General features: G+C 41.8%; 18 protein-coding genes. 12 read left to right on the top strand and 6 right to left on the bottom strand.

What is annotated here, in order from left to right; translation table 11 throughout:
• Positions 1-152 precede the first annotated feature (152 nt).
• Positions 153-1,172 carry a LacI family DNA-binding transcriptional regulator gene (locus E2626_RS13085; RefSeq protein ID WP_166786825.1) on the bottom strand — a complete coding sequence of 340 codons (1,020 nt, stop codon included), beginning with the start codon at positions 1,170-1,172 and terminating at the stop codon, positions 153-155.
• A 176-nt stretch (positions 1,173-1,348) separates the two neighbouring features.
• On the opposite strand from E2626_RS13085, the gene E2626_RS13080 reads away from it, so the two are divergent.
• Positions 1,349-2,641 (top strand): DUF2254 domain-containing protein, encoded by a 1,293-nt coding sequence (locus tag E2626_RS13080; protein ID WP_134382228.1) that lies wholly within the window; start codon positions 1,349-1,351, stop codon positions 2,639-2,641.
• 31 nt (positions 2,642-2,672) lie between these two features.
• Here the strand turns inward: E2626_RS13080 and E2626_RS13075 are convergent, their stop codons facing one another.
• Positions 2,673-3,947: a hypothetical protein gene (locus E2626_RS13075; RefSeq protein ID WP_166786824.1), complete on the bottom strand. Its 1,275-nt coding sequence runs from the start codon at positions 3,945-3,947 to the stop codon at positions 2,673-2,675.
• Between the two features lie 225 nt (positions 3,948-4,172).
• On the opposite strand from E2626_RS13075, the gene E2626_RS13070 reads away from it, so the two are divergent.
• Together E2626_RS13070 and E2626_RS13065 are read left to right on the top strand one after the other, a co-directional pair.
• Positions 4,173-6,284 carry an immune inhibitor A domain-containing protein gene (locus E2626_RS13070; protein WP_134382226.1) on the top strand — a complete coding sequence of 704 codons (2,112 nt, stop codon included), beginning with the start codon at positions 4,173-4,175 and terminating at the stop codon, positions 6,282-6,284.
• Positions 6,285-6,680: 396 nt separating this feature from the next.
• Positions 6,681-7,871 carry a glycine C-acetyltransferase gene (locus tag E2626_RS13065; RefSeq protein WP_134382225.1) on the top strand — a complete coding sequence of 397 codons (1,191 nt, stop codon included), beginning with the start codon at positions 6,681-6,683 and terminating at the stop codon, positions 7,869-7,871.
• Between the two features lie 488 nt (positions 7,872-8,359).
• Here E2626_RS13065 and E2626_RS13060 read toward each other — a convergent pair whose 3' ends face one another.
• Positions 8,360-9,997: a glutathione ABC transporter substrate-binding protein gene (locus E2626_RS13060; RefSeq protein WP_341785744.1), complete on the bottom strand. Its 1,638-nt coding sequence runs from the start codon at positions 9,995-9,997 to the stop codon at positions 8,360-8,362.
• A 604-nt stretch (positions 9,998-10,601) separates the two neighbouring features.
• Between E2626_RS13060 and nikC the strand changes: the two genes are divergently transcribed.
• The 6 genes from nikC to E2626_RS13030 all read left to right on the top strand — a co-directional run bounded on the left by nikC (position 10,602) and on the right by E2626_RS13030 (position 17,430).
• On the top strand, positions 10,602-11,495 hold the full coding sequence (nikC, locus tag E2626_RS13055; RefSeq protein WP_134382224.1) for a nickel transporter permease: 894 nt from the start codon (positions 10,602-10,604) through the stop codon (positions 11,493-11,495).
• A gap of 16 nt (positions 11,496-11,511) precedes the next feature.
• Positions 11,512-12,462, top strand: a complete 951-nt coding sequence (locus tag E2626_RS13050) for an ABC transporter permease (protein ID WP_134382223.1) — start codon at positions 11,512-11,514, stop codon at positions 12,460-12,462.
• 30 nt (positions 12,463-12,492) lie between these two features.
• Positions 12,493-13,527: an ABC transporter ATP-binding protein gene (locus tag E2626_RS13045; RefSeq protein ID WP_134382222.1), complete on the top strand. Its 1,035-nt coding sequence runs from the start codon at positions 12,493-12,495 to the stop codon at positions 13,525-13,527.
• The gene (locus E2626_RS13040) at positions 13,496-14,551 is read left to right on the top strand and encodes an ABC transporter ATP-binding protein (protein WP_134382221.1); all 1,056 of its coding nucleotides are present in this window, start codon (positions 13,496-13,498) and stop codon (positions 14,549-14,551) included. Before E2626_RS13045 ends, E2626_RS13040 begins: the two co-directional genes overlap by 32 nt.
• A 372-nt stretch (positions 14,552-14,923) precedes the next feature.
• Positions 14,924-15,874, top strand: a complete 951-nt coding sequence (locus E2626_RS13035; protein WP_134382220.1) for an L-threonine 3-dehydrogenase — start codon at positions 14,924-14,926, stop codon at positions 15,872-15,874.
• 257 nt (positions 15,875-16,131) lie between these two features.
• A complete protein-coding gene (locus E2626_RS13030) occupies positions 16,132-17,430 on the top strand; it encodes an ATP-binding protein (RefSeq protein ID WP_134382219.1) in 1,299 nt (432 codons plus the stop codon).
• Positions 17,431-17,447: 17 nt separating this feature from the next.
• Here E2626_RS13030 and E2626_RS13025 read toward each other — a convergent pair whose 3' ends face one another.
• Positions 17,448-18,809, bottom strand: coding sequence for a YjiH family protein (locus tag E2626_RS13025; RefSeq protein ID WP_134382218.1), 1,362 nt, complete (start codon positions 18,807-18,809; stop codon positions 17,448-17,450).
• Between the two features lie 265 nt (positions 18,810-19,074).
• On the opposite strand from E2626_RS13025, the gene sda reads away from it, so the two are divergent.
• From sda to E2626_RS13010, 3 genes are all read left to right on the top strand, one after another.
• Positions 19,075-19,218 (top strand): sporulation histidine kinase inhibitor Sda, encoded by a 144-nt coding sequence (gene sda / locus E2626_RS13020; protein WP_134382217.1) that lies wholly within the window; start codon positions 19,075-19,077, stop codon positions 19,216-19,218.
• Between the two features lie 147 nt (positions 19,219-19,365).
• Positions 19,366-20,235, top strand: a complete 870-nt coding sequence (locus E2626_RS13015) for a Cof-type HAD-IIB family hydrolase (protein WP_134382216.1) — start codon at positions 19,366-19,368, stop codon at positions 20,233-20,235.
• A 177-nt stretch (positions 20,236-20,412) separates the two neighbouring features.
• The gene (locus tag E2626_RS13010) at positions 20,413-21,345 is read left to right on the top strand and encodes an aminoimidazole riboside kinase (RefSeq protein WP_134382215.1); all 933 of its coding nucleotides are present in this window, start codon (positions 20,413-20,415) and stop codon (positions 21,343-21,345) included.
• 40 nt (positions 21,346-21,385) lie between these two features.
• Here E2626_RS13010 and bshB2 read toward each other — a convergent pair whose 3' ends face one another.
• Positions 21,386-22,069, bottom strand: a complete 684-nt coding sequence (gene bshB2, locus E2626_RS13005; protein WP_134382214.1) for a bacillithiol biosynthesis deacetylase BshB2 — start codon at positions 22,067-22,069, stop codon at positions 21,386-21,388.
• Between the two features lie 18 nt (positions 22,070-22,087).
• Positions 22,088-22,438, bottom strand: a complete 351-nt coding sequence (locus tag E2626_RS13000) for a YojF family protein (protein ID WP_134382213.1) — start codon at positions 22,436-22,438, stop codon at positions 22,088-22,090.
• Positions 22,439-22,612 lie beyond the last annotated feature (174 nt).

The following is a 22,612-nucleotide window of genomic DNA, read 5'->3' as shown; positions in this document are numbered from 1 at the left end:
CCTCCTTTATTTTTGTCCTACGTGGGACATTTGATATTAACTATAAAAGCATTCATCATCTTTGACAACATGTTTTTGCGATAATGAATGCTTTATGTGTAAAAAGGTACTATTGATCTAGTGTGAAAAATCAGTTTATTTAAAGGTGTATATCAAGAAAAGGGTTCAGTACACGAATCCCGCTCAATTAATGCTGCCGTAAAAGGTTTTACAGGCGCAGGAACACCGTATTCAACATGACTGATTAATTGCTCCACCAGATATTCAGCCATTTCCACTCTCGGAAGCTGCATGGTTGTGAGAGAGGGGTTTGTGTATTCTGTGAGACGGATATTATCAAAACCAATCAATGAGATCTGCTTTGGGACGGAAATACCGTGTTCACCCAATGCCTTCAATGCTCCGATTGCAATCAGGTCATTTGAACAGACAACAGCTGTCGGCAGGGTGCCTTTTCCAATCCAGTCTGTAATTGCTTCGTAGCCAGCCTGTTCAACGAAGCTCCCGAAATAAACAGGACCTTCTTCAAGTTTTGCTTGTTGCATAGCCTGCTTGTAACCATCCAGACGTTCAACTGCTGCACGGTTTTCCTGTTCACCGGTAATGATCCCGATCCGCTGGTGCCCAAGCTTTATAAGGTGGCTAGTTGCATGAAGTGAGGACTCCTCATTTAAAAGAATTGGAACAGGTATATCCTGCTGGTCCGCATCGAGGTTGTTCTGATCAAACACACCGACTAAAAAGCCGGCCTGTCTGATTTCGTTTACCGTTTTCTGTACACTTGACCAGCTGATGATCATTCCTGCATCAATGCTTTTCTCCCTGTACAGCTTTAAGATAGGGGAAGTGTCATCAATGGTAGAAGTTGTGACAAGTACATTATAGCCGCGATCCGCGCAGGAGCTGATCATACTGCTGATGACTGTGCTGTAAAACAGGTCATCTGCATAAATGTTATGTTTTTCAGGATCCTGAATAATAAATAACCCGAGCGTCTGCGTTTTCTTTTTTGTTAATCGTCTTGCAGAGACGTTGGGGTGGTAGTTGTGTTCATTCATGATTTGAAGAATGCGTTCACGCGTTTCTTTTTTTACCTGGGGTGAATCATTCAACACCCGTTGGACCGTTTTTCTAGAAACGCCGGCGAGTTTTGCTATATCAAAAATATCCATTATTTCCTCCTGAATGTTGCTTATACAGTCTATTATAGCCGATGGGAACAAGGCTTGCATCAGCAGAAAGAGCAGGACAAAACATAGTATGTAAATTATACTGAATGTAAGACTCACAGTGATGATATACAAGCGTCAGGCTAGGAGAAATAAGTATGAAAAAGGGGTAATGCCAAATGAAGAAATGGTGGATCAGTTTAAAAGACAAAGTTTGGCTCAGACCCGCTGGATATAGTTTGCTGGCTGTACTGCTGGCAGCAGCTGTTGGATACATTGATATCAATTACGGGGGAACCGTTTCGGATTTACCGATGATCTTTTATACTGAAGTCGAGCTTGCGCAGGCAATCCTGACTGCACTTATTACTGCACTTCTAACGATGACTACATTTACATTTTCAACAATAATGGTTGTGCTGACAACATATGCTTCACTTTACTCACCAAAAACAATTAAGAATTTTATTACAGATCCATTTACACTCAGAGTGTTGGGTATCTTTATGGGTGGATTTATTTATTCTACGCTTTCGATGCTGTTTATGAGAGACAGCTTCTCGGATGAACCGGTCATTGCGGGTGTAGTCGGTGTCTTTATCGCCATCATGTGTCTCGTGTTTTTTGCGATCTTTATTCACCACGTAGCGAATGATATTCAGGCAAGCCGTTTAATTGAACGTTTGGCAAATGACACGGATGATGTAACAGACTATTATTTTCAATTGATGCAAAAACCAAACGTCTCACTGGAACACTCGGGTGAAAACTGGAATGTTGGTCAGACGTATTTTCAGGTTCAGGCACAGGATTACGGCTACGTTCAGTATATAGATTTAGACCAGCTTGCTAAAAAAGCAGCGGCGCATGAAGTGAAAATTGAAGTTAATGTACCAATCGGTGAGTATGTTCATAAAGCAACACCATTGCTGACCGTATTCGTCCGTCCTGAAAGACTTCCTGAGGTTAGAGACCTGCCGCTTGCTGATAGCTTTTTGATCGGAAATGAAAGAGACGTAAGGCAGGATCCGGTATTTGCTATTCAAAAGATGGTGGAGGTTGCGCTGCGTGCGATTTCACCGGGAATTAACGATCCGAATACTGCCAATGACAGCATCAGACATATTGGAAGGCTGCTTGGAAACATGGCGCAGCTTCCCGTGCGTGCAATTCTTATGACAGATCAATACGGAGATGGCATCGTGAAAGTCAGCCTGCCGTCATTTAGAGATATACTGTACAAAACGTTTTTTCAGCTGCGTCACTATGGCAAAGAGGATGTGTCTGTACTCACTGCGATGCTTGAAGCGATTGCATTTGCAGGAGAGAACGCTCCGCACCAGCATCTTACTTCACTGAGAGATATTGCGAAATATGTCATTGAAAAAGCAGAACTTGAACAAATGCCTGCTATGGACCGGGAATGGATTAACCAGAAGTTGCAGGCCGTGGAAAGGGTAACAGGTAAATAAAAAGGACATTCCGCATTGGAATGTCCTTTTACTATGAGACCATCGTTTTCAGCAGCTGCTGGTATGTTTTGGATTCATGTGTCAGTCCCGCTGCAAGATAAGTCTGGGAAAGCTGTTCGACAGGTTCTCTCGATTCCGGATTCAGTTCCATTTCATAAGAGAAGCAGTCAATCGCCTCATGATAAAATCCGATTTCTTTATACAGGAAGCCTGCTTTCGCCTGCTGTTCCGGATCCTCTGCGATCTCAGTCAGCTGACTGACGATTTTAAAAACAGGAAGGTGGGCCACTGGTTTTAATTGTTTTTCCAAATCGTGAATGTCACGATTTGCAGTATTTTTCAGTGCAGATAGTATGATCTGATTGAGCTCTTCAGGATGATCAGACAGCAGTGGTGAAAGCTTCTTACACAGATCTTCAAGAGATAATTCTGCAAGGTTGTCCTGGTCCTGGAGTAAAGCTCTCACATCCCGTACATCTGAAGCCTTCAGTTTGAAGGGATGCGTTACAAGTATTTGAAGCGCTTCTGCAGGTTGTTCATTTCTGATGAATTCTTTAAAAGAGTTTCTTGCAGGCTCATCAAAGCCATCTGCGAGCAGTCGCTCAAACAGTAATTGTGCCTGAGAAGAAGAGTAATGGCTGCCTGTAAAAGCTGATAAAGTTTGGAAGGTGCCGGGACTTGGCTTACTTCTGTATTCCTCCTCCGCAGCAGCAAGCTGATACTGTACTGAAAAGTTGTCCGTCAGCTTACGTTCCTCCCATAGTTTTCTTCTATCTTTGCTGAAATCCATTTTATCCGGTCTGATCGACTGAACCCATTCATGATCAGGGTAAATGGCTTTAATTCTTTCGTATATAATCGTTGCTTTTTGGAATTTGCCATCGCGTTTATAAGTATAGTAATGATCTCTGAGGACTTTAAATAATTTTTCTTCTTTAATTAAGCCATCAAAACAGCTGAAAATCTCGACTGCTTTTAAAGGATTGTCTTCTATTTTTTTCAGCAGTGCTGTAAATGTCCTATTAGTTAGCGTACTTTCAGGTTCTGCAAGCTGCTCTGCAAGAGGATGCGGGCATAAAAAAACAATTCCCTGTGTGAACGCTTCTTCAGTGTAGCTGCGCCTTTTGGAGCGGCTCACTTTTTTAGCGGCAAGGAATTGCTGGTCTTCAAAATATAGGTGATATAAATGATGATGCTCATCGTGTGCTTCAAGAATCGTACACGGAACGTGAATAGCCAGACGGACTGGTGTCAGGACGGTTAACGACTGATCTTTTTCTTTTAAATAAAAGGTTTGACTCATCATTCTCGTTCCTCCTCTCAAGTTCAGTACAAGTATATCATACTTTTCAGAATTCAGACTAATCCATTTGGATCAGGACTAAAGTTTATTTGGGTATCGAAATAAATGAATTAACGCATAATTGTCACCATATAGGAAAAAATTACCGTGTGAAATTTCACTTTTTTCTGAAAATTTTGCATGTTAAGCTGTAAACGCATGGAAATATAGTTCGAAAGGGGAAATAATATGAAGAAGAAACCGGTATTAAAAGTACTATCTTCAAGTGCACTTGCACTGTCTCTGTTAGCACCGGCCGCGATGGTACCAGGAACAGCATCAGCTGCACCTGCAGATACAAAAAACTGGGATACAGAACGATACGGTGACCAGCAGGATATTGATACATATCTTCAAAGTCTGACTGAAGATGAGGACTTTTTAAAGCAGGCGGAAAAGAAAATTAAAGAGCAGGCAGACAAGCTGCAGGCTGACCAGGAAACTGCAGGTTCTGCTGGTCAATCAGAAGAGAACTTTACTTATAACGGTGGAACGAAGCTGTTTCTTGATCGTGATTTAGCCTTTAAAGAATTCACTCTGCGAAGCGTCGGTGAAAACGTAGAAGTTTGGGTAGCAAATGATCTCAGTTACCCAGAAGGAGACCCTCGTGGAACTGACATTGTTACACAGGAGCAGGTAGATAAACTGAAGGATGAATTCGATTCCAATATGTACCCGGTCGCAACAGACTTCTTTGGATCACCTGACCAGCTTGATGGATCAAACGCTACGGTTCCCGGGATGGTCGGGCTGCCTGACGACTATTATGAAGGCAGCGACAAAGTGATGATGATGATCGATAACGTAAAAGATGATGCTTATTATGATTCTGAATATCCGTTCTTCGTAGCCGGATTCTTCTGGCAGACACTAGAAAACTATACGGATCGAAATATGATTACAATTGATACTAATAACTGGGGAGAGCGTCTTGAGTCAACCTTCTATGCAACAACAATTCATGAACTTCAGCATTTAATACACGCAGATAATGATGCAGCTGAGGAAACATGGTTGAATGAAGGAATGTCAACATTCTCTGAATATCTTGGTGGATATGGTCACGGCGAAGGATCAATTAACTTCTTCCTTGATCACCCTGAGAACTCACTTGTAAACTGGGATGAACATAATAGTGCCTCTACTGGACCGGAAACCATTGCAGATTATGGTCAGGTCTATCTTTTCACTCTTTACCTATATGATAAGTATGGCCAGGAATTAATCCGTGAACTTGCGACTGCAGAGTCCCAGGGGATTGCCTCAGTGAATGAAGTATTTGCTTCTAACGGAATTGATATGACATTTAAAGAAGTATATCAAAATTTCATGACAGCACTTGCTCTTGATGATGGAAAAGGAAATAAAGGGCTTTACGAATTTGACAGTATTAACCTGCGTGACCTTCCAGTAGATAACGAAGGAACTAAGCGTGGAACAACTGTCAGCTATGAAAATGCACTGGCAGTAGAAAAAGAAGGAGTACCTGCATGGGGCGGAGACTTTAAATCAATTGATTTCACAAACAAAGTGAAAGATTTCAAGTTTAACGGAGAAGATTTCCTCCAGAAGTGGCAGACAGTTGAAGATCCATTAAACCCGGACAACCAGGTGCTTTACAGCCAGAATGGTGCTGAAGATGACAGCGAGCTGATTTTCACAGCTGATCTAACAGGGACTGATTCAGCAACGCTCACATTTGATCACCTGTATGACATTGAAGAAACATGGGACTATGGCGTTGTTCAGGTATCAACTGATAACGGAGAAACATGGACTTCACTAGCAAACGAAAATACACGTACAGAGGTTGCTGAAGGTGGATACCCAACAATTATAGAAAACGTACCAGGATTCACTGGTAAAGTAGATGAGTGGACAAACGAATCATTCGACCTAAGTGAATATGCAGGTCAAGAAGTCCTTGTCTCATTCCGCTACATGGAAGACTGGGCATACAGCAATGAGGGGTGGTATGTTGATAACATTCAGGTTGAAGCAGCAGACTTCGAAGCTGATGGATCAACTGTTGACCCATTTACTTCACTCGCTGAAATAAATGAAGAATTTGTTGAATACACAGTTACATTCATTCAAGAACGCGGAAAAGGGAATGCGCACCCGAAAGTGTGGCACGTCGATCCATTTAACGTAACAGATGAGGATGCACTCAAACTGAATCAGCTGTTTAAAAACAACAACGTTAAAATGATTACGACATATGCAGCGCCGGAAGGTATCACAAGTCCGATTGAATTCACTTATGAGCTTTTGACGAAAGGGAATAAGAATAACAGATAGTTAAGAGAGATTGAGAAAACAACAAAAATACCATGGATACATCAGAATTATAAGTATAATCAAAGGTGAACGAAGCGGAAGGCGGTGACTCCAGCGTGAGAAGCGTGACAGCTAAGACCCCGCAGCGCGAAGAGGCTTAGCGCACGCCACGCGAAAAGCATCCGCCTGCAGCGCAGTGAACCGATTACAGCAGAGACTGAGACATATTTAATTTGTCCCAGTCTCTTTTTTGATCCGTGTATACAAATAGTGAAAGTCGGTAAATGATAGAATGTACAACATCATTACTTTGTCCGCAATACATAAACATGTTAAAATAAAAACTGTGTTAAATACTTTTAAAACAACAAAATATGTTCTTTTCAGAAGGACAAATGTAAACGAGGAGGAAATGTAATGTCTAAAGTACTTCATCAGTTTTTACAGGACAACCTGAACGATTTAAAAGAAAAGGGACTATATAATGAAATTGATCCGGTGGAAGGTCCAAACGGTGCAAAGATCACGATTGGCGGCCAGAAACTGATTAATCTGTCGTCAAATAACTACCTTGGACTTGCGACCAATGACCATTTAAAAGAAGTTGCAAAAAAAGCAATTGATCATTATGGTGTAGGTGCCGGAGCAGTCCGTACAATCAACGGTACACTGGATGTGCACGTGAAACTTGAAGAAAAGCTGGCTGAATTCAAAGGTACGGAAGCTGCAATTGCATACCAGTCAGGCTTCAACTGCAATATGGCTGCGATCTCAGCAGTTATGGATAAAAATGATGCGATTCTATCAGATGAACTGAATCACGCTTCTATCATTGACGGCTGCCGCCTCTCTAAAGCAAAAATTATCCGTGTGAAACATTCAGATATGGAAGATCTTCGTGCAAAAGCGAAAGAAGCAACAGAATCAGGTCAGTACAACAAAGTGATGGTTATTACTGACGGCGTATTTTCAATGGATGGAGACGTTGCAAAACTTCCTAAAATCGTTGAAATTGCAAAAGAGTTCGACCTGATCACATATGTAGACGATGCACACGGTTCAGGTGTAATGGGGAAAGGTAAAGGAACGGTTAAACATTTCGGACTTGAAAAAGAAGTGGATTTCCAGATGGGGACACTATCCAAGGCAATCGGAGTTGTTGGGGGTTATGTAGCCGGCACACAGGATCTGATTGACTTACTGAAAGTCCGTTCACGTCCATTCCTATTTTCTACTGCATTAACACCAGGAGATACCGTTGCAATTACTGAAGCACTTCAAATCTTAATTGACAGCACTGAACTCCACGATAAACTGTGGGAAAACGGACGTTACCTTAAAGATGGCCTGAAAAAGCTGGGCTTTGATATCGGGGAAAGTGAAACACCAATCACACCTTGTATTATTGGTGAAGAAAAGCTGACTCAGCAATTCAGCAAACGTTTGTTTGAAGAGGGTGTATACGCAAAATCAATCGTATTCCCAACCGTTCCACGCGGTACAGGACGTGTAAGAAATATGCCAACCGCAGCGCATACGAAAGAGATGCTTGATGAAGCAATTGCAGTGTATGAGAAGGTTGGTAAGGAATTAGAGATTATTAAATAAGTATAAGTATTTCTATACAGTCCACCCCGGGTCTTGACGAGGCCACTGAAAAAGCCGGTTCATTTACGCTTCAGACGTAGGCTTTCCGGATCGGTGGACCGCTTTGTGGTCCGATATGGCCTCCTCGTCTTCGACTGCGGGGTCTCTGCTGACAGGCTAATCGTCCCGGAGTCCACGCCTTCCACTACAATGAACCTGTAATTACTAAAATTTATTCTACTGAAAAAGAAGGTGAAACTTAAGAAATTAAGTTACATCTTCTTTTTTTAATGTTATTTTTACTTACTTTACTGACATACTAAAGGTAAATGTTGCTTCTGTAAGGCTGATGATCGGAGCATAAGGGGGGCGACTCCAGCGCCCGACCGCGGAAAGCGTCTCAATGAGGCGGAGAACATCAACCATCTCTTAAAGTGATTTTAAATTTGAAGACAATAATAAAAACCCCCCATCCGGATCGCTCCGGATGGGGGGTTTATCATATCTGATTACTCAGAGATTGTTACATCTTTAAGCTGGTAAAGGCCGTTTGGAAGTGTAGAGAATCCAGAAACCTTATCGCTTACACCAGTCAGGTATTCCTGGTGGTGAATGTAAACCATTGGTGCTACTTCTACAAGACGTTCCTGAAGCTGAGCATAGATCTCAGAACGAGCGTCCTGGTCAGTTTCCTGACGACCCTGATCAAGCAACTGGTCAACTTCGTCATCCGCTAGGAATGAACGGTTACCCGGTGCTCCAACCTGTGAAGAGTGGAACAGTGCATAAGTTGCATAGTCAGCGTCAGCTGTTGGAGTTGACCATCCAAGGATGAACATGTCGTGGTTACCCGCAGCAGTTTCATCAAGGAATGAACCAAATTCCATTACTTCAATTTCAACTTCGATATTAAGTTCAGCAAGTGCTTCCTGAACTAGTACAGCAGTATCCATACGCTGTGGATTGTCGTTTGTCCAGATAGAAGTAGAGAATCCATCTGCAAAACCAGCTTCTTCAAGAAGAGCTTTTGCTTCTTCCATGTTGTATTCAAGTGGTTCAACGCTATCGTCGTAACCGAATACACCTGGAGGGATTGGACCTACAGCTTCAACACCATATCCATCGTAGATTCCTTCGATGATTGATGCTTTATCAACTGCCATAGAGATTGCCTGACGAACCTGTTCATTATTGAAAGGTTCTTTTTCTGTGTTAAATCCTAGGTATGAAAGTGATGTTGAACCCTGGATCTGTGCAGATGCATCAGGAAGGCTGTCAACACGTGAAACTTCGTTTGGCTGTAGTGGATCGATAATGTGTGCATTACCAGTTTCAAGTTCAGCTACACGAGTACCTGATTCAGGAACTACGCGGAACGTTACAGTATCAACCTGTGCGCCGCCATCCCAGTGCTCTTCGTTGTTAGCAAGAACAACTTCTTCACCTGGAGTCCAGCTTTCAAACTTGAAGAATCCAGTACCAACTGGCTGTTGAGCAATAACAGAACCTGGCTCAGAGCCGCCTTCCATTGCTGCATAATCTTCTTCAATTGCATCCATAGAAATCATACCGCCACCGCTGTGAGAAAGGTGGGCAAGTAAAGGAGCAAATGGGAATTCAGTTTTGATTTGTACATTATACTCATCAATTACATTAACTTCAGTAATCATTTCATAAAGGAAACCACGTGGTGATGCTACGTCCGGATCAAGAACGCGATCAAGGTTAGCTTTCACAACATCAGCGTTGAAAGCTGAACCGTCGTGGAAAGTTACGTCTTCACGAAGCTTGAATTCCCAAGTAAGTTCGTCTACAGATTCCCAAGATTCAGCCAACAGTGGCTCAATTTCGTTGTCTGCATTTTGGAATACAAGTGTTTCGTAGATGTTAGCCTGAATGTTTGATGAAGGAACATCGTTTGAACCGTGTGGATCAAGTGATGAAGCATCAGATAGTACATTCAGCATTAAGTCGCCGCCAGAACCGCCGTCAGCAGTAGCGCCATCTTCTGTTTCTTCCGAACCGCCGTCGTCAGTAGAACCGCCGTCGCCTGAATCTGCATCGTCGCTTCCGCCAGCACATGCTGCAAGGAACATAGCCAGTACAAGCGTCAGTAAAAATGCCCAAAGCGTTTTTTTACTTGTCAAATAAATTACCCCCCATAAATTGTCTCTGAAATTGCCTCATATAGCGCAATATTCAAAAAATAATATATCGCAAATTCTGAAATATTACAAGTGTGTAAAAATAGTTGCAGTAATATTTAACAGATTATGACGGCATGTTCACGATATTGGAAAAACCTTTAATTATATTAATATAGTTTATACAAATTATTTTAGCTTTAAAGCGTTACTCTGCTAAAATAACGAATCACTCAAACGTTTATACGAGAGTTTATTCCAAATGAAATGCATATTTAAAGCGATTACACAGCTGAAATAATCTGCACCAGACTATGTAGTTAAAATTCTGACATTACTATTCTACACTTGATAACAAAGTGTTTTTAACCAAACAAAACATGTAACTCAAATACTACATTCGTATAAAATTATTCTAATATTAATAGTGCAGGAAGTATTATCCTTACGAAAGTTTTCACGTTGAATTTTATGCAAATTATTTCATAAAAAAAGATATTAGAATAGTTTCATTTTTGTTGAAAATGCGGTAATATTGTTGAGGTGCGTAAAGTTCTTTCCTATTACTTTACAAAACGATCCATACGTAAAAGAGAGGGTGTAAAAAATGAGTGAAAATACGGTTAACCATCCGGTAACTGCTAAAAAAGTCAATCCCAGAATTGAAAATTATAAAATGATCTGGAAAAGACTAAAAAAGAATAAAGCAGCACTGGTTGGAGGTTATTTAATTGTCTTTTTCATAGTGGTTGCGATCTTTGGACCAATGTTTTTATCTAAGAGCCCAAACGAAACTGACATTGCAAATAAACTTGCAGGACCGTCAGCTGAATTTTGGTTTGGAACAGATAACTTCGGAAGAGATATTTTTGTTCGGATCATACACGGAATGAGTATTACCTTATATGTAGGTTTTACATCAGTCGTCATTGGTCTTGTGGTCGGGGTGCCGCTCGGCATTATATCCGGTTACTATGGAGGGCGTATTGATAACCTTATCATGCGTGTCATGGACGTTCTTCTTGCTTTCCCAGGTATCCTGCTTGCACTTGCAATCGTAAGTGTACTTGGAGGAAGTCTTCAAAACGTAATCATTGCTGTAGGTATTTTCTCTATTCCTGCATTTGCACGTATTGTCCGTGGGTCAACGCTTTCTGTTAAGAAGCTTGAATACATAGACGCGGTTCGTGCACTTGGCGCTACAGATTTCAGAATTATCTTTCGTCACATACTGCCAAATGTTATGTCTCCTATTATTGTTCAGGCGACGCTTCGTATTGCAACTGCTGTACTGACAGCAGCAGGACTTTCCTTCCTTGGACTTGGTGCACAGCCGCCAATGCCTGAATGGGGAGCGATGCTGTCTGAAGGTCGTGCATACATCTATGATGCATGGCACGTGGCGTTTTTCCCTGGCATGATGATTGTGTTTGTCGTATTGGCATTTAACATCTTTGGAGATGGAATCCGCGACGCACTAGATCCGAAAATGAAACAATAACTGGAGGTGCTTTGACATGACGAAATTTATTATCCGTCGTTTACTACAGACGATCCCCGTTTTGTTAGGGGTTACGATACTTGTATTTTCTCTGATGCACCTGATTCCTGGTGACCCTGCGCAGATTATTGCCGGGGAAGCAGCACCTGAACGTCAGGTTGAACAGATTCGTGAAAGGCTTGGATTAAATGATCCGCTACATGTTCAATATGGAACATTCCTCGGTAACGTAGTCACTGGTGACTTAGGAACCTCAGTACGAAGCAGCCGTCCTGTAGCCGATGAGATTGGCGCCCGTTTCTGGGTAACGGTTGAACTCGCAGTCTATAGTACGATTTTAAGTGTGTTCATGGGTCTGATTGCAGGAATCGTATCTGCAGTACGCCACTATACATTAACTGATGTTGCCATTATGGTCGTTGCACTCTTTGGACTTTCAATGCCGAACTTCTGGCTCGGTCTGATGCTGATTCAGTGGTTTGCTATTGGTAACTGGATTCCGGAGTCGCTGCAGCCGTTCCTCCAGATGCGTGCATCCGGCTGGGGAGACGACTGGAGACAGGTTATTCTTCCAGTTATTACACTCGGAACTGCCGGGGCAGCAATTATCGCCCGTATGACAAGATCGAGTATGCTTGAAGTCATCAGTCAGGATTACATTCGTACTGCCCGTGCAAAAGGTGTAAAAGAGCGCGTAGTTGTTTATCAGCATGCACTTAAAAATGCACTGATTCCGGTTGTAACGGTAGTAGGTCTTGAATTCGGTGCACTTCTTGGCGGAACAGTACTGACTGAAACAATCTTTGCAATTAACGGAATGGGCCGTCTGACAATCGATGCGATCAGACAGCGTGACTTCCCGGTTGTACAGGGTACAGTACTTGTTATATCCGTTCTGTTCGTAATGGTAAACTTATTAGTGGATATTTCTTACAGATTCCTGAATAAACGTATAGATCTGAACTAAAGATTTTTAAAAGAAATGAGGGGTGACAATATGAACTCATCAGAAAATATTTTAGAGATCCGCGAACTTCGGACATCATTCTTTACAGATGAAGGTGAAGTGAAAGCAGTTGACGGTGTAAGCTTTGAACTGCCACGCGGTAAAACAATCGGTATTGTTGGTGAATCAGGATCAGGTAAAAGTATTACAGCTTTATCGATTCTGAACCTTCTGGCCAAGCCAGGTGAAATTAAAGGCGGAGAAATCCGTTTTAAAGGGGAAAACATTCTCACATATTCAGAAAAGCAGATGCGTGAAATCCGTGGTAATGACATTTCGATGATCTTCCAGGAGCCAATGACATCTTTAAATCCTGTATACACAGTCGGTCAGCAGATTATGGAATCAATTCGTATTCACCAGGGACTGAATAAACGTGAAGCAAAGCTGAAAGCAATCGAAATGCTGAAGCTGGTTGGCATTCCTTCACCTGAAAAACGTGTGGATCAGTATCCATTCGAACTTTCAGGCGGTATGAGACAGCGTGTGATGATCGCAATCGCACTGTCATGTAACCCGGATATGCTGATTGCCGATGAACCGACAACAGCACTTGACGTAACGATTCAGGCGCAGATTCTTGACCTGATCCGTGAGCTTCAGAATAAACTAAATATGTCCGTCATGATGATTACACACGATCTGGGTGTAGTAGCTGAAACATGTGATTATGTTGCAGTTATGTATGCAGGACAGGTAGTGGAATTTTCAGATGTCCGCACACTATTTAAAAATCCAAGGCATCCATACACAGTTGGACTTCTTAACTCTCTGCCGCGACATGACATTGAACAGGAAAAATTAAAGCCAATTAATGGCACAGTACCAAGTCCGCATAACATGCCAAAAGGCTGCCGTTTTGCACCAAGATGTCCATTTGCGACAGAATTGTGCCGCGAAAGTCTGCCAGAGCTTGTAGCCGATGAAAATAATAATCAGATTCGCTGTTGGATCTACTCAGATGAGTGGGACGGCGATCCGGAGGTGAATGTCCATGACAGCGAAGAAAGAACTGCTAAAGGTTGAGGGATTAAAACAATATTTTCCGATTAAAGGCGGATTTTTCGGTCGTACAGTAAACCATGTTAAAGCTGTTGATGATATCAGCTTTACAGTTTATGAAGGTGAAACAGTCAGTATTGTAGGAGAGTCGGGTTGTGGTAAATCTACAACCGGCCGTGCAATTCTGCGACTGGACGAGCCAACAGAAGGCGTGGTTTCATTTGAAGGAAAAGATCTTACTGAGCTGAGCCGCAAAGAAATGCGTGCAATGCGTAAAGATCTTCAGATTATTTTCCAAGATCCATATGCATCAATTAATCCGCGTCAGATTGTCTCTGCCGTGATTGAAGAAGCGATGGATATTCAAAATGCGGTTCCTAAGAAAGATCGCCGCAAAAGAATTGAAGATTTACTTCAAACAGTAGGTCTTCAGAAATTCCAGGCTGACCGTTATCCACACGAATTCTCTGGCGGACAGCGTCAGCGTATCGGCATTGCACGCGCGCTGTCTGTTGATCCAAAGCTTATTATTTGTGATGAAGCAGTATCGGCACTGGATGTATCCATTCAGGCACAGGTATTGAACCTGCTTGAAGAATTACAGGAAGAGTTCGGTCTGACGTACCTATTCATTTCCCATGACCTTGGGGTTGTACGTCATATCTCTGATCGTATTATCGTCATGTATCTTGGTAAAATTGTTGAAATCGGGGACAAACATTCATTGTTTGATAACCCTAAGCACCCTTATACAAAAGCATTATTATCAGCGATCCCAGTTCCGGATCCTGACCACAAAAAAGACCGTATTACACTGAGAGGGGATGTACCATCTCCAATCAATCCGCCAGAAGGCTGCCGTTTCCACACGCGTTGCCCATTTGCGACTGATAAGTGTAAAACAGATGTTCCTGAACTGCGAACAGTTGATATTATGAAAGATGGTCACCAGGCTGCATGTCACTATATTGAAGAAATAGAATCAGGTGAACATAAGGCGAAAGACTACTCTGCTGAAGCGATTGTTGGAAAAGGACAGGAAGTATAATAGATTGACTGAAAAAACCAGCCTGCGGGCTGGTTTTTTTGTGGTGTAGACCAGTTAAAGGGATAGGTCAAATTTCACTTTTCTACGAACTATGACCAGTATTCTGCGATCCATGCATATGATTCTATGAACGACCACGTTTATTCTCCGAACACTTCAGTCTATTCTGCGAACACCACTCAAAATTCTACGAACCTTTCCCCGATGTCACGAGCGCAAACTTTTGCAAAAACAAATAAAATGTCCTTCCGGTATAAACATTTCAAGCGTTTTATGTTAAATTAATAAAGGATTAACTAAATATCAACTTTAATTGTTTTTCTCATATGGACAAATGTTCTTTTAATATTCAATAGCAATGGAGGGTTTTAAATGAAACGTATATTAGTAACTGGGGCGCTTGGACAGATTGGTTCAGAGCTGATCACAAAGCTTCGTTCAGAATATGGTGCAGATAATGTGATCGCATCAGATATCCGTACAGCAGATACAGAAGCTGTAACGGGAGGTCCATTCGAAATCCTGGATGTAACTGATGGAGAGAAAATGAATGAAATCGTATCTAAATACAAAGTAGATACAATGATGCATATGGCTGCGCTACTATCTGCTAAAGCTGAACAATTTCCACAAATGGCCTGGAACTTGAACATGGGAGGACTAATGAACGGTCTCGAAGCAGCGCGTGAACACAAGCTTCAGTTCTTTACGCCAAGCTCAATCGGTGCATTTGGACCTGATACACCTAAAACCAATACTCCGCAGGATACAGTGCAGCGTCCTACAACAATGTATGGCGTGAACAAAGTGTCAGGAGAACTTCTTTGCGACTACTATTTCAAGCGCTTTGGAGTGGACACACGAGGTGTTCGTTTTCCGGGACTGATCTCTTATGTAACACCACCTGGTGGCGGAACAACAGACTATGCAGTGGAAGTATACTATGAAGCACTGAAATCAGGCCGTTATACTTCTTATATTGATAAGGGCACTTTTATGGATATGATGTACATGCCTGATGCGTTGCAGGCGATTGTGGACCTGATGGAAGCAGATCCTGTGAAATTAGAGCACCGCAATGCTTTTAACGTAACAGCAATGAGCATCGAGCCGGAAATGGTCGCTGCTGAAATCAAGAAGCACATTCCGTCATTTGAAATGATTTACAAGCCGGACCCTGTCCGTCAGGCAATCGCCGACAGCTGGCCGGATGCAATTGATGCCTCTGCAGCAAAAGCAGAGTGGGGATTCAAAGCGCAGCATGACCTAGCTTCAATGACGACAGACATGCTTTCAAAACTTAAAACCACGATTACAAACTAAGCTCATAAATAGCTGTTTCAGTGTTCTCTAGGAGACTGCTGAAGCAGCTTTTTTTAACGGGTAAATCGAAAAATCTATGTTCTACAAGTTTTTCAGAAGAAAAAATTAGCCTTTATTTGGTTCGACCTTTTCCTTCAAAATTCGACATGGTATGATGATAGTATTGAATGGTTCTTTTTAGGGCATTTTTAAGGATTTATTAACCATATACATATGGACTGTGTTCGAACTAATTTTAAAGATTGGCAGGTGAGAAAATGCTCCAATCCTACACGTTTTCACAAATTAAAGGCCTGGTTGGTATTATTGGAATTGTATTTTTCGTCCAAATCATCTTTATTGTATCAGGAATAAATGCGTGGTTTTCGACTTCAACCTATATCATGATTGAAATTGCAGTGGCGATTATATTGCTGTGGCTGGCGGTTATGATCTACAGACGTGCTGCCTCTTTACGCAACTTATTTAAAGAAATGGAAGAAGAAGAATTTAAAATGTCTGCGATGATTCAGTCAATGCCTGATTTTGTGTGCTTTAAAGATGGTCAGGGCAGGTGGATCAGAACGAATGATTTTGGACTTGAACTGTATGGTCTGAAGGGAAAGCACTATATTGGAAAAACAGATGGGGAACTTGGCGATGTTAACCCCTTTTTCAAGGAAGCGTTCGATTATTGTGTGCTGACTGACGAACAGACATGGCAAAAAGGAGAAACTGACCGCAGTGAGGAATCGTTTTACGTAGAGTCCGGTGAGTACAAATCATTTGATGTGATAAAAGTGCCGATTTTTCACAAAGACGGCAGTCGGAAAGCACTCATTACGATTGGGCGGGATATTTCACAGCAAAAAGCTGCCGAAGAACAGCTTTTGCGTCGTGAAAAACTGTCGGTTGCAGGAGAACTTGCATCAGGCATTGCACACGAAATAAAAAATCCGCTTACAAGCTTAAAGGGGTACGTTCAGTTAATGAAGGAAAACGGAACCCTTTCTGAAGAGCGTGTGGAATTGATGGCGTCGGAAATTGATCGAATACATGCGATTACAGAAGAGCTGTTGGTCCTTTCAAAGCCGGAAATTAAGAAGCAGGAGCAATTTTCAATCTGCGAATCTGTAGAATATGTGATTAATTTTATGAAGCATCAGGCAGCTTCAAGAGATATTGAAATAAAAGTGAACAGATTAACTACTGACAATCGGTACATACACGGAGACCGTAACCAGATTGTTCAGGTGTTTATCAATTTAATAAAGAACAGTATCGAAGCAATCGATAAAGACGGTGAGATCTCGATTAAACCTTCTGTCCATGAACGTACGATTCAAATAGAACTTTGTGATACAGGTCCCGGTATCCCTGAAGAAATGTTTGAAAAAATATCTGAGCCTTTTTATACGACGAAAGAGAAGGGGATGGGACTCGGTCTTACAATCTGTCATCGGATCGTGCAGGCACATGGCGGAACGCTGGTGTTTGAAAATCTTCCTGAGGGAGGAACAAACGCGATTGTGAAGTTGCCGTTATACTCACAAGAAAAGACACTTACAACTTCGTAAGTGTCTTTTTGTATGATTTAGAATATGATATGTGCTACTCCTGCGATGATTGGGAGTGTAATGAGTGTACGCAATAAGAAGATCAGAACAAGATCCAGGAAGTTTACCGGAACCTTTGAACCGAGCAGTACGCCACCGACTTCTGACATATAAATCAGCTGAGTTACGGAAACAGCCGCAATCACAAAACGCGTCATTTCTGATGAAATATCCGCACCAATCAAAGCTGGCAGGAACATATCCGCAAATCCGACTACCATTGTCTGAGCAGCATCTGCAGCTTCAGGAAGCTGTAACAGCTCTAAAATTGGCACAAACGGTGTGCCAAGGATCACGAAGAAGCTGGTTTCCTCTGCAAGGATCAGTGCAATTGTACCGAATGCCATGACAACTGGTGCAACACCAAGCCACATATCCAGCACGTTCTTCATTCCACTTTTGAAAAAGTGACTGACACTATTATTTTTTCTTGCAGTAGCAATTGCCATTTCAGTTCCGTGTTGTAAGCGTGACTTATTATCCGGAACATCTTCAAGTGTATCTTCTTCTTCCGCTTCAGAAATATAAGTTTTCTTTTTTAATGACAGCGGCGGGATACGCGGCATAATGATCGCTGCGATAAATCCTGCCAGTGCTACGGTTAAATAGAATGGAACAAAGTATGCTGAAAGATTAACAGTTTCAATGACGACAATACTGAAAGTGATCGATACAACTGAGAACGTTGTACCAATGATTGCAGCTTCACGCTTGGAATAATGACCTTCTTCATACTGTTTGTTCGTCAGCATAACCCCAATCGTTCCATCTCCAAGCCATGAAGCCAGAGAATCAATCGAAGCGCGTCCCGGCAGTTTGAATAAAGGACGCATGATTTTCGCCATCAGCGTACCAAACCATTCAAGTAAACCGAAATTAAGCAGTAGTGGCAGGAATAGTCCTGCAAACAGGAATAGCGAGAATAATAGCGTAATCAGTCCGCCTTCTCCAAGCAGCAGTCCACCCGTATATTCAGACCAGATTAACTCTGTTGAACTTCCGCCAATTTGAAAGAAAGTAATGAGTGCGAAAACTGCTGCCAGGAGTCTTACGATGACCCAGAACCATGTCACGTTAAAAAGGTTATGTCTGAAGTCATGTTCAATGATGTAAGCCGGCTTTGCTGCGCGTGCCCATAAAGATAACACGGCGGTAATCACAATAATAAATGTCATGATAGCGGGAATTAAACCACCAATTAGTCCCTGGAGCCAATCTGAAAGGATCGCTATTGGAATGGTTACTGCATCTCCGGAAGGAAGAGGCATCATGAATAGGAAAATCCCGATAACTGAAGGGATAATAAAGCGCAAATAATCTTTGGTTGTAAAAGTATTCATCGTTTTTCTCCTTTTTTTCTATGTACTTTAATCGACTAAAATGAATAAAAATAAGACACAGTTAATTTTAATTCACACCTCCTGTTAAATCAATGATTTAGTGATAAATAATAAAGTAAGCGGTTGCATTCTAATTTAAACACTTTCATTCTATTATTTCAATATTCACAACGTTTAAAAATACTTAATTCCCGGGGGTGCAGGTTTATCAGAACGTAAATTTGGGAAAAATGGAGTTATAAATAAAAAATTGAGGTGATGCTGAGTGAATACACTTAGCCATTTAACAGATGAAAAATTACTCGAGGCACTTAAAACTGCAAAAAGGAAAAATCTAGCGGAGGATTTTGTACAGCTTTTAGAGGAAGAAGTTGAAAAGCGGGGATTACGCGCGCAGATGTGTTCATGACAGCAGGTATCTGCTGTTTTTATTTTTGTCAAAAATCAATTTATTCATTTAGAGATTGTATAGTGTTTGTAAAGGCTGAGCAGTGAAAAGGTTTCCAGTTAATCCCCTGTGATACAATAAAGAAATTAAAAATAAGTAGGTGAAAAGATGATTAAATTAATTGCATCTGATATGGATGGCACGCTGCTGAACGGCAGCCATGAAATAGGTAAAGATACAATTGAAGCAATTAGAGAAGCGAAAGAAGCAGGAATTGAGGTCATTATCGCCACAGGAAGAGCTTATAATGAAGCGATTGTACCACTAAAAGCTGCCGGTCTTTCCCTTCCTTTAATTGTCGTTAACGGTGCTGAGGTGCGGAATGCAGCTGGAGAGCAGCTTTTTAAAAGGGGTCTGAGCGCTGAGAAAGCTGAAGAGGCTGCAGATGCGCTTGAAAAGCTCGATATCTATTTCGAGATTTACACTGAAAATGGGACATACACCAACCATAAAGAACACGGTGTTCAGCTTCTGATTGATATCTTTCTGACGTCAAATCCTGATACCCCTCTTCCAAACGTAAGAGAAGAAGCAGAAAGCCGTTATGACGATGGTCATGTGAATGTAGTAGACGACTATCATGCAGTATTTAATTCTTCAGAAACGGTCTATAAATTTCTTGCGTTTTCTTCAAAACCTGAAAAATTAAAACAGGCAAAAGAAATTTTAAGTGAAATGGGTGGTCTGGCGATCAGTTCTTCTGGTAAAGAGAACCTGGAAATTACAAGCGTTGAAGCGCAAAAAGGCATCGCGCTTGAATGGTATGTAAAAGAACGAGGTATCAATACTGAAGATGTGATGGCAATTGGAGATAACTACAATGATGTTTCTATGATGAAACTTGCCGGCTGGTCTGTTGCAATGGGAAATGCGCCGGAGGATATTCAGCAAATCTGCCGCTATGTGACTGCGACAAATCGTGAAGAAGGTGTCGCAAAAGCGATCCGTAAGTTAACTGAAACAGAAGCAAGAGTATAAGGGTTGGTCGTTTCCTCTAATGGAAGCGGCTTATTTTTTGTCCGGTTTTCAGATATCAGTGAAAAGGAAGAAACTGTTTTTTGTTCTGCGTCTAATCGTTTTCGGAGCAGTATGTGCGTCTTACGCTTTTTTAAGCGATGTGATACACTTTTTTAAAAGTATAGAGGAGTGCTATATATGAAACAAGGCGTAATCTCATTGGGAGAAGCGTTAATTGATTTTATTCCGACAGATGAAACAAATGATTTTTATTATAAAAGTCCGGGCGGAGCGCCTGCTAACGTAGCTGTTGGCGTTGCGCGTCTTGGTCTGCCGTCTTATTTTGCGGGTAAAGTTGGAGAAGATGTACTGGGAAGGTTCCTGGAGCGCACTTTAAAGAATTATGGTGTGAATACAGACTATATGCTGTTTGATCAGGAACATCGCACGGGTGTCGTATTTGTCACGCTCGATAACGGAGAACGCAGCTTTGATTTTTACATAGATCCGAGTGCAGACCGCTTTCTGACAGCTGATGAACTTAACACGGCGTTGTTTGAAGAAGCAAGAGTATTTCATTTCGGTTCAATTTCCATGATCAGTGAGCCTGCTAAAACAGCGACTAAAAAAGCTGTCGAGCTTGCACGCGAAAAAGGGATGATCATTTCATATGATCCGAACCTGCGTATGTCACTTTGGTCAAATGAAGAAGAAGCGAGAAGTGCCATTTCTTCCATGCTCGATCAGGCTGACGTCGTTAAAATTTCAGAAGAAGAGTTGGAATTTTTAACTGGAACTGATGACATTGAGAAAGGTGCAGAGGTGATGAAACAGTTCGGTATACCACTGCTATTGATTACAATGGGAGCTGAAGGAAGCTGGGTTTTCACTCAGAGTGACCGCCGGCACGTCCCTGCAAATAAGGTTCAGGCAATTGATACGACTGGTGCGGGTGATGCGTTTGTTTCAGGAATGCTTTATTCACTTCATGAATATGAAGGTGAAGTACATGATTTGAAGCTTGAAAAAGCAGTAGAAATGGTTCAGCTGGCAAGCCGTTCAGGTGCACTGGCAGCTTCTGTGAAAGGTGCAATGACTGCACTGCCTACAATAGAAGAGTTAAAGGGTTAAAAAATAATGCGCTCGTTCATGATTGAACGAGCGCATTATTTCATTCATATCCCTGATCAAAACGATAGTTGAAAAATCTTTCCTTCGTGACCCACTGGATCGCTTCCGGGTCATTTTCTCCTAGTCTTTTTTCAAGGTCTTCAAGCATCCATGCTGTTTGAGAGATGTGCGCACGCATGGCGTTTAGTTTAATATCCATCACTTCAGTCACATCATTGATGACGTCAGGCTCCCCGAGTGCATCGCCAGTATCATTGGCAAAGGCTACACAGTGAAGCTTCGGACGCTCGCTTTCTTTCATACGGTGAACAGCTCTGACAACTGCTCTTGCTGTCGCTTCATGATCCGGGTGAACACAATAGTCCGGATAAAAAGTGATCACAAGCGATGGATTTGTTTCATCGATCAATGACTGCATCATGCTGACCATATATTCATCGTCTTCAAATTCTACAGTCTTATCACGCAGTCCCATCATGCGCAGGTCAGAGAGTCCCATTGCTGTGGCAGAAGCCTTTAATTCTTTTTTACGAATGTCAGGCAGCGACTCTCTTGTTGCAAATGGGGGATTACCAAGGTTCCTTCCCATTTGGCCAAGTGTCAGGCATGCATACGTGACATCAGTACCTTTTTTGATATGTGATGCAATCGTGCCGGAAACGCCAAAAGCTTCGTCGTCCGGGTGAGGGAACACGACTAGGACGTGATTTTCTTTTTCAATCATACTCCTGACTCCTTTCTGTTATTCAAAAGGTGTTTCGCTTATTTGTAACGATACAGCGAGCTTCCCCTGGTGGTCGTGACCTGCCATCAGCAGGCGGCCATTATCGTCCATTTCATAATGTGTAATACCCTGTGCATAAATCCACCCAAGGTTGCCAAGCTTTAACCCGACTCTTGATGGTGGATCTCCAATAATCTTTCCGAGTTCATACTCGACTTTTGCATTTCTGATAAATGCTCCTGCGTTAAAGAATTTTTCGTCGAAATGAGAAGCGTACGACCCGTTTGTTGTTTCTAAATGGATATATACTTCCTTGTTGGCAAAGCTGTTAATCAGTTTTTGTACTTCATCAATTTTGACAGGCTCCATCATGCTCCTCCTTGTCTTTAATCATCTTTCTCTATATTACTTTAAAATTAGCAGGAATGCTAAAAGGCTGTTTCGATTCCTGGAAAAATAACAAAAAGCCGCTGAGCGGCTTTTTGTTATCAGACTGTTGAAATTCTAAAATATGTATATAACCAATAAAATAAACCATTCATT

It is taken from the genome of Jeotgalibacillus salarius (assembly GCF_004405125.1).
In the GTDB taxonomy this organism is placed as follows: Bacteria; Bacillota; Bacilli; order Bacillales; family Jeotgalibacillaceae; genus Jeotgalibacillus; species Jeotgalibacillus salarius.
Note: the sequence above shows the minus strand (reverse complement) of the source record. Positions and strands in the feature narration are given on the sequence as shown.